This is a genomic window from Thermobacillus sp., from assembly GCF_003390775.1.
In the GTDB taxonomy this organism is placed as follows: Bacteria; Bacillota; Bacilli; order Paenibacillales; family Paenibacillaceae; genus Thermobacillus; species Thermobacillus xylanilyticus.
On record NZ_QEWA01000047.1, the window covers coordinates 39,642 to 53,941 of the forward strand.

General features: G+C 56.7%; 11 protein-coding genes and 1 pseudogene. 5 read left to right on the forward strand and 7 right to left on the reverse strand.

Annotation, left to right across the window (positions count from 1 at the left end):
- Positions 1–5: 5 nt before the first annotated feature.
- Positions 6–806, reverse strand: coding sequence for a YheC/YheD family protein (locus C6W55_RS13995; RefSeq protein WP_286893285.1), 801 nt, complete (start codon positions 804–806; stop codon positions 6–8).
- A gap of 439 nt (positions 807–1,245) precedes the next feature.
- Between C6W55_RS13995 and gyrA the strand changes: the two genes are divergently transcribed.
- The 3 genes from gyrA to C6W55_RS14010 all read left to right on the forward strand — a co-directional run bounded on the left by gyrA (position 1,246) and on the right by C6W55_RS14010 (position 6,313).
- Positions 1,246–3,726: a DNA gyrase subunit A gene (gyrA, locus tag C6W55_RS14000; protein ID WP_286893288.1), complete on the forward strand. Its 2,481-nt coding sequence runs from the start codon at positions 1,246–1,248 to the stop codon at positions 3,724–3,726.
- Positions 3,727–3,778: 52 nt separating this feature from the next.
- Complete coding sequence (locus C6W55_RS14005; protein WP_286893290.1) at positions 3,779–4,822, forward strand: HD-GYP domain-containing protein; 1,044 nt, start codon at positions 3,779–3,781, stop codon at positions 4,820–4,822.
- Between the two features lie 150 nt (positions 4,823–4,972).
- Positions 4,973–6,313, forward strand: a complete 1,341-nt coding sequence (locus C6W55_RS14010) for an ISLre2 family transposase (RefSeq protein WP_213487132.1) — start codon at positions 4,973–4,975, stop codon at positions 6,311–6,313.
- 310 nt (positions 6,314–6,623) lie between these two features.
- On the opposite strand, the gene C6W55_RS14015 is transcribed toward C6W55_RS14010, so the two are convergent.
- The 4 genes from C6W55_RS14015 to C6W55_RS14030 form a co-directional block, all read right to left on the reverse strand.
- Positions 6,624–7,370: a hypothetical protein gene (locus C6W55_RS14015; RefSeq protein ID WP_157373492.1), complete on the reverse strand. Its 747-nt coding sequence runs from the start codon at positions 7,368–7,370 to the stop codon at positions 6,624–6,626.
- Positions 7,371–7,749: 379 nt separating this feature from the next.
- Positions 7,750–8,070 carry a helix-turn-helix domain-containing protein gene (locus C6W55_RS14020; RefSeq protein ID WP_286893292.1) on the reverse strand — a complete coding sequence of 107 codons (321 nt, stop codon included), beginning with the start codon at positions 8,068–8,070 and terminating at the stop codon, positions 7,750–7,752.
- A complete protein-coding gene (locus C6W55_RS14025; RefSeq protein ID WP_286893294.1) occupies positions 8,057–8,239 on the reverse strand; it encodes a YvrJ family protein in 183 nt (60 codons plus the stop codon). Before C6W55_RS14025 ends, C6W55_RS14020 begins: the two co-directional genes overlap by 14 nt.
- 37 nt (positions 8,240–8,276) lie before the next feature.
- Positions 8,277–8,903 carry a sigma-70 family RNA polymerase sigma factor gene (locus C6W55_RS14030; protein WP_213486168.1) on the reverse strand — a complete coding sequence of 209 codons (627 nt, stop codon included), beginning with the start codon at positions 8,901–8,903 and terminating at the stop codon, positions 8,277–8,279.
- A 555-nt stretch (positions 8,904–9,458) separates the two neighbouring features.
- Here C6W55_RS14030 and uvrA point away from each other — a divergent pair.
- Positions 9,459–12,338: an excinuclease ABC subunit UvrA gene (uvrA, locus tag C6W55_RS14035; protein WP_286893296.1), complete on the forward strand. Its 2,880-nt coding sequence runs from the start codon at positions 9,459–9,461 to the stop codon at positions 12,336–12,338.
- A pseudogene (locus C6W55_RS14040) lies at positions 12,338–12,681 on the forward strand (HPP family protein); the annotation flags it as partial. The gene uvrA and the pseudogene C6W55_RS14040, both read left to right, overlap by 1 nt.
- 29 nt (positions 12,682–12,710) lie before the next feature.
- Here the strand turns inward: C6W55_RS14040 and C6W55_RS14045 are convergent.
- Together C6W55_RS14045 and C6W55_RS14050 are read right to left on the reverse strand one after the other, a co-directional pair.
- Entirely contained in the window at positions 12,711–13,595 is an 885-nt protein-coding gene (locus C6W55_RS14045; protein WP_286893298.1) for a tetratricopeptide repeat protein, read from the reverse strand.
- The coding region (locus C6W55_RS14050) for an IS1634 family transposase (protein ID WP_286893301.1) at positions 13,592–14,300 on the reverse strand (709 nt) is incomplete at its 5' end. The genes C6W55_RS14050 and C6W55_RS14045, both read right to left, overlap by 4 nt.

Here is a 14,300-nt window from a genome sequence, read left to right on the forward strand (position 1 = left end):
CGGTATCACCGGACGGCTTTTTTGCGTCTTGCGCGGATGCCGCGACGGATTCTGTTCTTTTTCTTGAACCTTCCGTAGGCTGCCGCGTACCGGTAAATTTTTCGGAATACCGATTTGTCCTTCAGCTTGCGGAAGATGAAGGGATCCGGCGCCGAATTCACTTCGAGAATCCACGGCTTCAGCGAGTTGTCGATGGCGATGTCGAGGCCGATCTCTTTCAGCCCCGGATAGCGCTTCTGCAATTGTCTTGCCGTCGTGACGCCCAGCCTGCGGAGCTGCTCCGCGTAGGCTTTCCGCCGCCCGGCATCCAGGTGGGTGCTCATGAGGGTGGAGAATGCCATTGGCGTTCCGCCGCTGTGGTAGTTCGTCACGATTTTTCGCGGATGCGAGAGCCGGCCGATGATGCCGGTCGCCTCCCACGAGCCCCGGGGCGACTTCTGCACCATGACGCGGATGTCGAACCGCCGTCCCTTGTGTTTCAGCAGATGGATGCCCCGCTGCGCCAGGTACAGGCCCTTGCGCTTGAGACGCTGAAGTCCGTCGTACAGCGAGTCAATCGACCCAAACCGATAGGAACGGGTATCGACCCGCGCGAGATAGCCGGTCGACGTCCGCTCGATACGGATGACCCCTTTGCCGAATGTGCCTCCATCCGGTTTGACATAGATCATGCCGTAACGATGCAGCATGTCGGACAGCGACTCGCGCGACAGTCTCCGCGTCTCCGGAATCTGTTCGCGCAGTCCGGCGTGCCGCATCAACACTTCGGTTTTCGCAAGCTTGCTTCTCACGCGTTGGATGGCCAACGGGCGTCGGCTCCTTTCGATCGCGCGGGAAGCCGGCGGGCTGGAAATTCCGGACAACCCTTGCGATGAGTGGTATAATAGAGGCGCAAGCCGACCAGATGACTTCCGCCAATCCAGCATATGTGCGGAAACCCGCATGCGCCTCCGCATTCGTACCGCCTCCCGCGAAGCGCAGATTACGTTTAATTGTGCGGATTTGGTGAAAGTAATATAATAGTCAAGGAGAGCATCCGATTGGAAGGATTGTCGGAAGCAGCGGAAATTTCGCGGGATTTGTCCGGTAGAAAGGCATTTATCGTTTTTCCTTTGTTTCGGGGATTGTCATTCGGGGAAACGAATGATTTGCACAGATTTACATGAGAAGGGGTAACCGACGCGGCCTGATGGACGGCCTTCCCGAAGGCAGCCGCACGCCGCGCGGAAGATCGGGAGGTAGAGCATGGCGGAACAGAACCGTTCTCAGATCAGAGATCGCGATATCAGCACGGAGATGCGCGACTCATTCCTGGACTATGCGATGAGCATTATCGTCAGCCGTGCCCTACCTGACGTGCGCGACGGACTCAAGCCGGTGCACCGCCGGATTCTGTACGCGATGTCCGAGCTTGGCATGTCGCCGGACAAGCCGTACAAGAAATCGGCGCGGATCGTCGGCGAAGTCATCGGCAAATATCATCCGCACGGGGATGCGGCCGTCTACGAAACGATGGTCCGGATGGCGCAGGACTTCTCGCTCCGCTACATGCTCGTCGACGGCCACGGCAACTTCGGATCGGTCGACGGAGACTCGGCGGCGGCGATGCGCTATACGGAAGCGCGGCTCTCGAAGATTGCGATGGAGATGCTGCGCGACATCAACAAAGAGACGATCGATTTCGTGCCGAACTACGACGGCGAGGAGAAGGAACCGGCGGTGCTGCCGGCGAGGTTCCCGAACCTGCTCGTAAACGGCGTGTCCGGGATTGCCGTCGGCATGGCGACGAACATTCCGCCGCACAACCTGACGGAAGTGATCAACGGCATCCAGGCGATGATCCAGAATCCGGATATCACGCCGCTTGAGCTGATGGACCATGTGAAAGGTCCGGACTTCCCGACGGCCGCGATCGTCATGGGGCGCGAAGGCATCCGCCAGGCCTACATGACCGGCCGCGGATCGATCACGATGCGCGCCCGGGCGGAGATCGAAGATCAGGGCGGCAAGCCGCGCATCATCGTGCACGAGCTGCCGTACCAGGTCATCAAGGCGCGGCTCGTCGAGAAGATCGCCGAGCTCGTGCGCGAGAAGCGGATCGACGGCATCACCGACCTGCGCGACGAATCGGACCGCAACGGCATGCGCATCGTCATCGAGCTTCGGCGTGACGTCAACCCGAACGTCGTGCTCAACAATCTGTACAAGCATACGCCGATGCAGACGAACTTCGGCATCAACATGCTTGCGCTGGTGGACGGCGAACCGAAGATCCTGAACCTGAAGGACATGCTGTATCATTATTTGCAGCATCAGATCACGGTTATTCGCCGCCGCACCGAGTATGATCTCCGGAAGGCCGAGGCGCGCGCCCACATTCTCGAAGGGCTGCGCATCGCGCTCGACCACATCGACGAGATCATCGCCCTGATCCGCGGCTCGCGCACGACCGAGGAAGCGCGGGACGGGCTGATCGCGCGGTTCTCGCTCAGCCATGATCAGGCCCAGGCCATCCTCGACATGCGTCTGCAACGGCTGACCGGGCTGGAGCGCGAGAAGATCGAGGAAGAATACGCCGAACTGTTGAAGCAGATCACCGAGTTCAAGGCGATACTGGCCGATGAGGGACGCGTGCTGCGGATCATTTCCGACGAGCTGGAAGAGATCAAGCAGAAGTACGGCGACGAGCGCCGCACCGAGATTACGTCCAGCGAGAACGAGATTCTGGACGAGGATCTCATTCCGCGCGAGGATGTCATCATCTCGATCACGCACAGCGGGTACATCAAGCGTCTGCCGGTATCGACCTACCGCAGCCAGAAACGCGGCGGCAAGGGCGTCATCGGCATGGAGACGAAGGAAGACGACTTCGTCGAGCATCTGTACGTCTCCAATACGCACCATTACCTGCTGTTCTTCACGGACAAGGGCAAGGTATTCCGTCTCAAGGCGTACGAGATTCCGGAGCTCGGCCGGACGGCGAGAGGCACGCCGATCATCAATCTTATCCAGATCGAGCCGGGCGAGACGATCAACGCGGTCATTCCGATCGAATCGTTCGATCCGGATCTGTATCTGTTCTTCGCGACGAAGCAAGGCATCGTGAAGAAGACGCCGCTTGACGACTATTCGAATATCCGCAAAGTCGGGCTCATCGCCATCAATCTCCGGGAGGATGACGAGCTGATCAGCGTCAAGCTGACCGACGGCAGCCGCGAGATCATCATGGGGACGAGCCAGGGCATGTCGATCCGGTTCCCCGAGCAGGAAGTCCGGCCGATGGGCCGCTCGGCGACCGGGGTGAAAGGCATCCAGCTCGAAGAAGGCGATACCGTCATCGACATGGATGTCGTCGATCCGGAGCAGGATGTGCTCATCGTCACGGCGAAAGGATACGGCAAACGGACCCCGGCCAGCGAATACCGGACCCAGAGCCGCGGTGGCAAAGGCATCAAGACGCTGAACATTACCGAAAAGAACGGCTCGGTCGTCAGCCTGAAGATGGTGGCCGACGACGAGGATCTGATGATCATGACGTCCGCCGGCACGCTGATTCGCACAAGCATCGCCGGCATTTCCACGATGGGACGCAATACGCAAGGGGTCAAGCTGATCAATATCCGGGAAGACGATGCGGTCGCTACCGTCACCCGCGTCAGCCGGGCGGAAGAATCGGATGAGGAAGACCGCGGATCTGACGAATTGGACGAAAGCGGAGAATCGTAATGAACATCCGGTCGGTTGACCGGGTTCGGTCGGATACGGGAGGGGTACGCTCATGCCTACGGTCCCGCTGTCGCAAGTGAAATTGGGGGATCGTTTCGCCTCCGATGTCATCACGCCGCTTGGCGGCACGTTGTTCCGCAAAGGCCGGGTCGTAACATCGCGCGAATACGAGATTTTGCAGGCTTTTCTCGTCAAACAGGTCGACATTGAGCCGCGCGAAGGCGTCGAAGAGATCGCGGCGACGGAAGAAGCCGCCCTGACGCGGTTCGATGCCGAGTACGATCGGCTGATCAGCCTCGTTCGGCGCATTTTCGTATCCAATACGAGCGGCATCGGACTGCCGATCATGGATATCCGCAAACAACTGGAAAATGTGCTGGCCCATATCGACGAGTACAATGCGCTGACGTTCATGCCGAGAATCGTCGACAAGCAGGATTACCTGTATCACAAAAGCGTCCTGACGGCTTTGACGTCGTATTTGCTGGCGCAATGGTGCGCTTTCCCGAAGAAAGATTGGCTGCCCCTGGCGCTTGCCGGCCTGTTCCACGATATCGGCATGCTGGGCATCGATCCGGCCATTCTGTACAAGCCTTCCGCGCTTACGGCGGCCGAGAAGGAAGAAGTGCAGAATCATACGAAGCACGGTTACAACCTGCTTAAAAATGTCGCCGCCCTTAATGAAGGCGTGAAACTGACGGCGCTGCAACATCACGAGAAAATGGACGGCAGCGGGTACCCGCTCGGCCTCAAGGGCGACAAGATTCATCCTTATGCCCGTCTGGTCGCCGTGGCGGATGTCTTCCACTCCATTACACTGGAGCGGAGCTACAGCAGACCGATCTCTCCCTATCTTGCGCTGGAGCAGCTTCAGAACGAATCGTTCGGCAAGCTCGATCCGGTGTATGTGCGGACGCTCATCGAGAAACTGACTTCGTTCCACAACGGGATGGTTGTCCGGCTCAGCGACAACCGGCTGGGCGAGATCGTCTTCACTGACCGGAACAATCCGACCCGGCCGCTCGTGTCCGTGGGCGGGCAGATTATCAATCTCGTAACCGAACGAGGCATTCACATTGAATCGGTTATCCGCTGATGCGGTCCGGGGTTGTTGACACCCCGGCCTTGTTGTTAGAGTAAAATTTGTGTTGGGGTAAAGATTGGAAAAAGCGGGCATAGAAAGAGAGCCTCTCCTTTGGTAGAGTAGAATTTGGCAAAAAACACACACTCAAAGGAGGAGGCTCCTGTGCAGCACTTTACCACAACCATTCCGACAATGAAAGAGCTTGAAGAGTGGATGTTCAGAAAGATGCAGGATCTGTTCACCGCCGCGATGAGAACCGCGCTGGAGAAGTTGGATGAAATCATTCTGGAGCAACGGGATCGCGAGCGGTATCGCGTCAAGGCTGAACGGGAGACCAGCATGAACACCGTGTTTGGCAACATCCGCTTCAAGCGAAGGTTGTACATGGATCGCCAAACCGGCAAATACGTGTACCTGCTCGACCAGCACTTGCGATTTGAAGGGCGAGGGAAAGTCAGTCCGCATCTGCTGGAAACGGCCATTGCCTTTGCGGCAGAGGGGCCGTCGTACCGGGACAGCGCCAGACGGCTTGAGCAACTGTTGGGCTATCCGGTACTCAGCCACGAGGCCATACGGGAGAAGCTGATTGAGCAAGCGGAGAAGCCGGTGAAGGCTGTGGAAAAGCGCAAGGCCAGGGTGCTGTTCGTGGAAGTGGATGGCCTGTACACGAAACTGCAGCGGCGGAAGCGGCAAGGGATGGAGCATGCGATCGCCGTGGTGCATGAGGGATGGGAGCAGGTCGGCAAGCGTGTGCGGCTTACGAACAAGCAGCATTACCTGCATCGGAGCGAGGGCGACTTTTGGGAAGGGTTTGGCGACTTTCTGACCGAACAGTACGCGATCGACGAGGACACCTGGCTGGTGGTGGGCGGAGACGGAGCCAGTTGGATCGGGGAATGCGAATCGTATTTTCACAAGTGCATCTACATGCTGGATCGGTTTCATGTGGCACGCGATCTGAAGCGGTTTGTGGGACACCTGCCGAAGATATGGAAAGACGCCAGACAGGCGTTGGCCAGGCAGGATCCGGCGGCCTTGATGGCGGCCGTGGAGCGTGTAGCGATCGAGGAGATTGCGCCTGACAAACGGGAAGCATGGAGCGCGTACAAGTCGTTCTTGCGGCGGCACCGCAAGCATCTGGAGGATTACCGAAAGACACTGGAAGCAAACGGCATTGACACGACCGGAATGAGGCCGATGGGAAGCGCAGAAGCCCAGATGCGGGTGTTGACGAAGCGGACGAAGCGTGGAGGATACAGCTGGAGTGAACGGGGCGCAAGGGCGATGCTTACGACCGTCATGCGAAGCAAACAGGCCGGATGGCTAGAAGAAGCCGACGAGCACAAAGTCGAGACACCAGAGCGGGTGTTCAGTGTACGGAAAATCTTGAAAGACGCCATACGACCGGCAAAGGGATGCGTTGACGGGATGATCCGGCTGCTCCGAAGCCAATGGCAAAGCCGCCCGACCGGACTGGCATTAAAAGGTCTCAAAGGATACTGATACCAGATATTTAAAGCGGTTGCCGAAGGAAGAAAAAATGAAACCGCTAACAAGGGATTGGCTCTTTTTCGCGTGATCCATCATCCCCAAAAAAAGTGCCCACACTGGCTTGACTCAGACGATCGTCATTCAGGCCTTGACGAACGAATTCATTCAACTAAAGGTGCCGGAGATCGGAACTTACGACATTGAGATGACAGTTCTTGGGGATCTTTCGTTTTTGATGATTTCGAATATTACACTTCATTTGAACGAGTATTCATAGGGATGAGGAAAGAGGGCAGATATTCTCCGCCCTCTCCCACTTATATCAGGCGAAACGCCACTGAGCGTTCGGAATGGTGCCGGTAGCACCCAAAGCGTTCCGCATGTTTTTGGAAATGTCGATGATGGCACCGTTGATTACCGTCGTATCCTTACAATTGGAATCGTTTGGCTTGCAAACTTCGCATCGTTTCTTTCCTTTGTAGGTGATTGCCCTGGGCGTTGTTCCGGTGTTCCAGTAAGGGTCTGTGCCGCACCAGTTTGCGTCGAAGAGCGGGCCGACATCCCACACTTTCCCGGTAGCTGTCTTTCCGGTGTTTGGATTGTACATTTTTACCGATTTGGCGCAAACATTGTAAGCAGGCAATGCAACGTAATTGGAAGGCAGCGATCCGTGTTGCCCAACGCAGTATGACTTGTTGGATCCTTCAAACCAGGATGCATCGCCCTTGAACCAGACACCGACTTCCACCGTGGTGGTGAGACCATTGGCTTGAATCGTAATTTTCCTCGACGGATCCTGATTGAATACGGACGTAATGATCATGTCGGTGGATTCTCTGATGACCCCTTCCCGGAACGTGACGGTGCCAATCTGATACCCCAACAGCGAGGAAGAAGAGTTGGCATAGACGGGCACGGTGGCATTGAAACTTTTCACCGGTCCACCTGCCGTATTCACCAGGTATCCGCTCGAAATCCTGAACGGCTCCCGTGCAATCACGCTGCCCGAATAAACGTCTTCGCCCGGAGCGTTTTTGGCGATAGAGAAGTACAGCACGTATTCCGCCATTTTCTGGCTCATCCTTTCTGGAAAGATTCGGGTTCCGTTGTTTGCTGGTTCAGCAGTTCCTGGAGGATGCGGGCCTGATCCTGAAGCTTCGCATATTCCTCAACCGGGATCTCAATACTGTTTGGTACCTTTTGCTCCTGACAACCGCACATTCTTGCTCCCACCCTGTCCAAAACTTCTTGAGGAATTCCAGGCCTGGTTGCTTTCCTCGCTTATACAAAGTGAAATCGATTCTGATTTGCACAACGTCAGTGGAGGGGTGGAAGAAGAAAATTGGCCGTGAAATGAATCGGAGGATACAGAGGAGCTATGCGGGATAGTGAAAAAACAGGGCGGCTTCAGCACAAATCGCCGCATGCCGCCCTTTCAAGCTCATGTATTAGAAATCTAACTGTTCCTCCTTCCATTCGACAAGATTGCGGAAATCATTCTTGAATCCGGAAAAATCCAATTGAGCGTGATTTGACGAAATCAGCTCTATGAATTGTGCAAAACCGGGAATTGAATTCATATCGTAATTTTTGACGGCAACGATTACCTTCTCCGCCAAATACTGCTGCAAATCGTTTTGTTCGTTCGGGGACGCGCGACGGCACGCCTTCTGAATGAAGGGTTCTACAAGGTGAAGAATTTCTTTCATCGCTTCCTTGTCTCCCGCTTTCGCTTTCTGCACCAAGGTGAACAAATCATGCCCGATCATTTTTTTTGCCCACCTCGCTTCGAATGACCTGGATCAAATCCATAATGGTGTTATTCAAAGATTCGATTTTCTTCTCAAACCGGAGCAAAAGAAATCCGGTAATTACGATAGGAAAGCCAAAATTGGAAATAGATGTAGTGATCAATGAAATAATAGACGATTCCTCCATTACCGCTCACCCCCTTGAGTGATATCCCGTCTTCCATTCACTTCGCGCCGAGCAAGGAACTTCTCATTTTTTTGAGGGCTGTATGTCGGGTTTTCGTAATGGCTTGCTGTGACACTTTCAGCAGCGTGGAAATCTCCGTATCCATAATGCATGCCGAATAAGAAAGCGTTATCACAACTCTTTGCTTATATGTGAGTTCTGAAAAGATGGCATACAATTCGGGATTCTCGAGCCTCGATTGAAAGTGATTGGGATCAAATGTCGGGTCGTCCATGTCAGCCTGTCGGGCCAAACTCAACAGATAATCACCAAAGCATTGGGCCTCGTCCTCTCCGACAGGCGCATCGAATGTCAGCGGGTATCGTTGCTCGTATTTTCGCCGCTTTCTGTGGTAATCGATATTTGCATATTTAATGAGGGAGAAAAGATACTTCTTAAACCGGAAACAAAACAGAAATTTGCGAAAAGCGAGATCCAGTTCATCTTCCAACTCCGGTGACGGATTGCATATCAACCTCCCGAACAATGCGATATGGTAAGAAGACTCAAAGAATTTTTTAAGGATATTATTCTTGAATAAATTTGGATGATTTAATTTGAACTCCAGAAAGCACCTTATTTCATTTGACAGAGAACAGTTGGCTGCACGCACGTCAGAACTCATGATGTACAACCCTCCTCCGTTGGCTTTTGTAAATAAAAGTGTAATTGCAAATCAATAACACAACCTTGAGGGAATTTATTCTCTTGATGGCAAGTAAAGGGTTTCTTTTACTACTTTCTACGATGAGATGAGAGGGCGATATTCATTGACCAGGCGGGTTGTGCAATAGAGGGCTGACTTCACTTTTATATATTGAAAGATAAAATTTAAGAGGAGGGGAAAGAAAAGTGGCTCGCCCCAATACCTACATGGAACGAATATTGCAGATGAAGAAGGAGCTGTATGAACTCTCCAAACGATTGTCAGAATGTCATCCGGAGGACACGGAATTTTACGCAAGGATTGCAGAGCAATTTGCTGTATACATCCAGAACATTCAGAGTGAATGCCTGAAATCATCCGGTTCAACGGGCTGCTGTGCGATGGAACCTGCCCTGGAAAACCAATAATTGAACGTTTGCATGCCTGGCTGCCATTCGATATAATGGACGGGAACACACATTCGATTCTCAGGCGGGGCGCATCCCCGTCAACGTTGAAAGGGGCATCCGTCCGGTGGCCAGTGATCGCATCATCATCAAAGGGGCGCGAGCCCACAATCTGAAAAATATCGACGTAGAGATTCCGCGCGACAAGTTCGTCGTCCTGACCGGCCTCAGCGGCTCCGGGAAGTCGTCGCTCGCGTTCGACACGATTTACGCCGAAGGCCAGCGGCGGTACGTCGAATCGCTGTCGGCCTATGCCCGGCAATTCCTCGGCCAGATGGAGAAGCCGGATGTCGACTCGATCGACGGCCTGTCGCCGGCCATTTCCATCGACCAGAAGACGACGAGCCGCAACCCGCGTTCGACCGTCGGCACGGTGACGGAGATCTACGACTATCTGCGCCTGCTGTACGCGCGCATCGGCAGGCCGCATTGTCCGGTGCACGGCATCCCGATCGCGGCCCAGACGGTCGAGCAGATGGTTGACCGGATTCTGGAATACCCGGAGAGGACGAGGCTACAGATTCTGGCGCCGGTCGTCTCCGGGCGCAAGGGCGAGCATGCGAAGCTGCTCGCGGACATTCAGAAGCAGGGCTTCGTCCGCGTGCGGGTCAACGGCGAAATCCGCGATCTGAGCGAGAAGATCGAGCTCGAGAAGAACAAGAAGCATAGCATCGAGGTCGTCGTCGACCGGATCGTCGTGAAGGAAGACGTCGCGGCGCGGCTGGCGGACTCCCTGGAGACGGCGCTGAACCTGTCGGACGGCAAGGTCATCGTCGACGTCATCGGGCAGGAGGAGCTGCTGTTCAACGCGAAGCTGGCTTGTCCGGAGTGCGGATTCAGCATCGACGAGCTGTCGCCGCGGATGTTCTCGTTCAACAGTCCGTTCGGCGCCTGCCCCGAGTGCGACGGCCTCGGCGTGAAGATGATCGTCGACCCCGATCTGATCGTCAGCAACCCGCAGCTGACGATCGAAGAAGGGGCGTTCGAGGCTTGGGCGGGCAGCACGTCGAACTACTACCCGCAGTTTCTGCGCGCGGTGTGCGAACATTACGGCATTCCGACGAACGTGCCGGTGGCGGAGCTGACCCCCGAGCAGATGAAGAAGCTGCTCTACGGCACCGGCGGCGAGAAAGTCCGGTTCCGCTATGAAAATGACTTCGGCCATACGCGCGACGCGTACGTGCCGTTCGAAGGCATCGTGCACAACCTGGAGCGCCGCTACCGGGAGACTGCGTCCGACGGCATCCGGGAGTTCATTGAGCAGTTCATGAGCGCGAAGCCGTGCGGCACATGCAAGGGCCACCGGCTGAAGAAGGAGAGCCTGGCCGTGACGGTCGGCGGGCGGAACATCGCGCACGTGACGTCGCTGTCGATCGGCGAGGCGCAGAAGTTTTTCGCCGAACTTGAGCTGAATGAGAAAGAACGAACGATCGCCCGCCTCATCCTGAAGGAGATCGACAGCCGGCTCGGCTTCCTTGCGGCGGTCGGGCTCGACTATCTGACGCTCAGCCGCGCGGCCGGCACGCTGTCCGGCGGCGAAGCGCAGCGCATCCGGCTGGCGACCCAGATCGGCTCCAGCCTGATGGGCGTCCTGTACATTCTCGACGAGCCGAGCATCGGTCTGCATCAGCGGGACAACGACCGGCTGATCCAGGCGCTGCGCAAGATGCGCGACCTCGGCAACACGCTGATCGTCGTCGAACACGACGAAGACACGATGCTGGCGGCCGACTACATCATCGACATCGGGCCGGGCGCCGGCATCCACGGCGGCCAGGTCGTCGCGCAGGGAACGCCCGAGGAAGTGATGGACAACCCGAACTCGCTGACGGGGCAGTACCTGAGCGGGAAGAAGTTCATCCCGGTGCCGGCGGTCCGGCGCCAGCCGGACGGACGCTGGCTCGAGGTTCGCGGCGCGAAGGAGAACAACCTGAAGAACCTGAACGTGAAGATTCCGATCGGCCTCTTCACGGCCGTCACCGGCGTCTCCGGCTCCGGCAAGTCGACGCTCGTGAACGAGATTCTGTACAAGGCGCTGGCGCGCGACCTGAACCGCGCGAAGACCCGCCCCGGCGAGCACAAGGAGATCCGCGGCCTCGAACATCTCGACAAAGTGATCGACATCGACCAGTCGCCGATCGGCCGGACGCCGCGCTCGAACCCGGCGACGTACACCGGCGTGTTCGACGACATCCGCGACGTATTCGCGAACACGAACGAAGCGAAGGTGCGGGGCTACAAGAAAGGCCGCTTCAGCTTCAACGTGAAGGGCGGCCGATGCGAGGCGTGCAGCGGCGACGGCATCATCAAGATCGAGATGCATTTTCTCCCGGATGTCTATGTGCCGTGCGAAGTGTGCAAGGGGAAACGGTACAACCGCGAGACGCTTGAAGTGAAGTACAAGGGCAAGAACATCGCGGACGTGCTGGAAATGACCGTCGAAGACGCGGTCGAGTTTTTCCGCAACATCCCGAAAATTCACCGCAGACTGCAGACGCTGCTCGATGTCGGCCTCGGGTACCTCAAGCTCGGGCAGCCTGCGACGACGCTGTCCGGCGGGGAAGCGCAGCGCGTGAAGCTCGCATCCGAACTGTACCGCCGCAGCAACGGCCGGACGCTCTACATTCTCGACGAGCCGACGACCGGTCTGCATGTGGACGACATCAGCCGTCTGCTGCAGGTGCTGCACCGGCTGGTCGATGCGGGGGACACCGTGCTCGTCATTGAGCACAACCTCGACGTCATCAAGACGGCCGATTACATCATCGACCTCGGTCCGGAAGGCGGCAGCGGCGGCGGCACGATCATCGCGGTCGGCACGCCCGAGGACGTGACGGCTTCGCCGAAATCCTATACCGGCCGCTACTTGAAGCCAATTCTCGAACGGGACCGGAAACGCACCGAAGCGCAGCAAGGCGTCGAGATCGCGGCAGCGAAAGCGAAGTAAGCCCAGTGCTCGCCTTCGGCATCTGGGACGCGCCGTTCTCCCGGCCGCGCAACATCGTCGGCGGACATCTGATCACGACGTTGTCCGGTATCGCATTGTTCCATCTTTTCGGGCAGAGTGTCTGGGTGATGGCTGCCGGCGTCGGCCTGGCGATCGGACTCATGATGCTGACGAAAACGACGCATCCCCCGGCCGGCGCCGACCCGCTCGTCGTCATCGCGGGCCGCAGAGGGTGGTCGTTTCTGCTTGCGCCGGTTCTGATCGGCTCGGTCCTGATCTTGGCCGCGGCCGTGCTCATCAACAATCCGGACCACTAAGAAAATACCTGACGTTCTGGAACTGAAGCCGGGTATCCGTCGCGAAGAGCGGATATCAACGGGACTGAAGCCGGTCGTCAACCCAGGCGAGCAGCTCGGGCCGCTCGCGCCACAGATGGAGATGATCGCCGGCGTACGCGGCGGCTTCCGTGGTATCCCCGACCACGATTCTTTCCGGCATTTTGCGGGGAAGACGCTTCTTGCCGGTCAAAAAATCGGGAATATGCGGATTATAATGCACGGCTTGCCGGAACAGACGCTTGAGAGCCGGCGTTATACCGCGCATCCCGTATTCGGTCAGCAGGCGGTTATAGTTGAATTCGGCGGAAATGTCATCGGCGTAAGTCTGGTTCATCAGTTTGTCCGCCGCTCCGTACTCCTTCAATTCAAGGTATGCCAGAACCAGCAGGTAGCGCGCGCCCTGGTTGTCGTTCGGGTTCAGCTCGAGCAACTCTTTGTACTCGCGGATGGCTTCCCTGTGTCGGCCTGACTTATGCAGCGTGTGGGCATAGCCGAATTTGGCGCGCATGAAAGGCCGGGTTTTGAGGATGCCCCAGAACAACCCCTTGTTTTCTCTGAAAAACTTTCGGCCCAGGTGCTTCTTTCCGGCTTCCATGCCTTTGCGGTAGTATTCCATCGCCTCTTCAGGGGAAGACGACTCTTCGGCCAGAATGTTCCAGGCATCCGCGCTGTCGGGATAGATTCGGAGAGCCTGGCGCGCCATGTCGATTCTTTTGGTCGGCGAAGGTTCGTCCCATGTGTAGTACAGCAGGATCTGCGCCAGTTCGGCAGGGTCATCCGATTCCCGTGCCAATTGTTCCAAGGCCTCGGCCCGTGTTCGACAGTCAGTAGATGCACAAACCGCCACAAGCCCAAGCGGGACGAGGGATGCGGCGGTTGTGGATAACTTCGTGTGGGGCCTACACTTTTGAGGGGTCATGAAAGCGAAATATCCCATATTTGCTGGGGTTCTGCGATTTGCAAGGCCGAAACAATGCCCCGATGTTCGTCTGTTAATTCCGTTCGCTGCCGCAGCTTTCCGGCATCCAATCGGTACTCAACCAGATGCAACGTCTGCATGAGGGAACGAATATCGCGCCACGTTTGGCCGGTCTGGTTTTCCGCAATCCGGATGAGCATCAAGGCTAGCCAGCAAAGCAGGACGTGCGCGCGAATCCGTTCTTCTTTTCGGTGGTAGACCGGCCGCAGTTCCAACGATTGCTTGAGTGTCCGAAACGCGGCTTCCACCTGCAGCAATTGTTTGTACCCAAGTGCCACATCTTCCGCGGACAACGTATCGTCTGAAGTACGCAGCAAGTATTTGCCGTCCAAATGCTCCATCGCTTTGACGGCGGCCAGATCGATCCGCAGATTGCCGCGCTTGTCGGTCTTGAGATATCGCTTGTACGTCGGATGGCTGTGAAGACGGCAGTGGGCCTGGGTATGCGCTTCGCCGTCCAGTTCCTTCAATCGGGCAAGCTCTGTGCGCAGCCGCTCCAGATGCGCTTCGCGCCGGGCGGCATCCCGCCTGGCTTCCTCCGGATTGCGGACGAGCACGTATCGTTTGCGAGCTTCGCCATCCCCCACGACAATTTCCTTGACTTCCAGGTTGTCGCGGATCGTTTTGAATCGTCCCGGATGTGCC

Excerpts from the sequence above, each read along its gene's own strand:
- C6W55_RS14045 (WP_286893298.1), bottom strand. The coding sequence starts at position 13,595 with ATGACCCCTCAAAAGTGTAGGCCCCACACGAAGTTATCCACAACCGCC.
- C6W55_RS14030 (WP_213486168.1), bottom strand. The coding sequence starts at position 8,903 with ATGAGTTCTGACGTGCGTGCAGCCAACTGTTCTCTGTCAAATGAAATA.
- C6W55_RS14025 (WP_286893294.1), bottom strand. The coding sequence starts at position 8,239 with ATGGAGGAATCGTCTATTATTTCATTGATCACTACATCTATTTCCAAT.
- C6W55_RS14020 (WP_286893292.1), bottom strand. The coding sequence starts at position 8,070 with ATGATCGGGCATGATTTGTTCACCTTGGTGCAGAAAGCGAAAGCGGGA.
- C6W55_RS14005 (WP_286893290.1), top strand. The coding sequence starts at position 3,779 with ATGCCTACGGTCCCGCTGTCGCAAGTGAAATTGGGGGATCGTTTCGCC.
- C6W55_RS14015 (WP_157373492.1), bottom strand. The coding sequence starts at position 7,370 with ATGGCGGAATACGTGCTGTACTTCTCTATCGCCAAAAACGCTCCGGGC.
- gyrA (WP_286893288.1), top strand. The coding sequence starts at position 1,246 with ATGGCGGAACAGAACCGTTCTCAGATCAGAGATCGCGATATCAGCACG.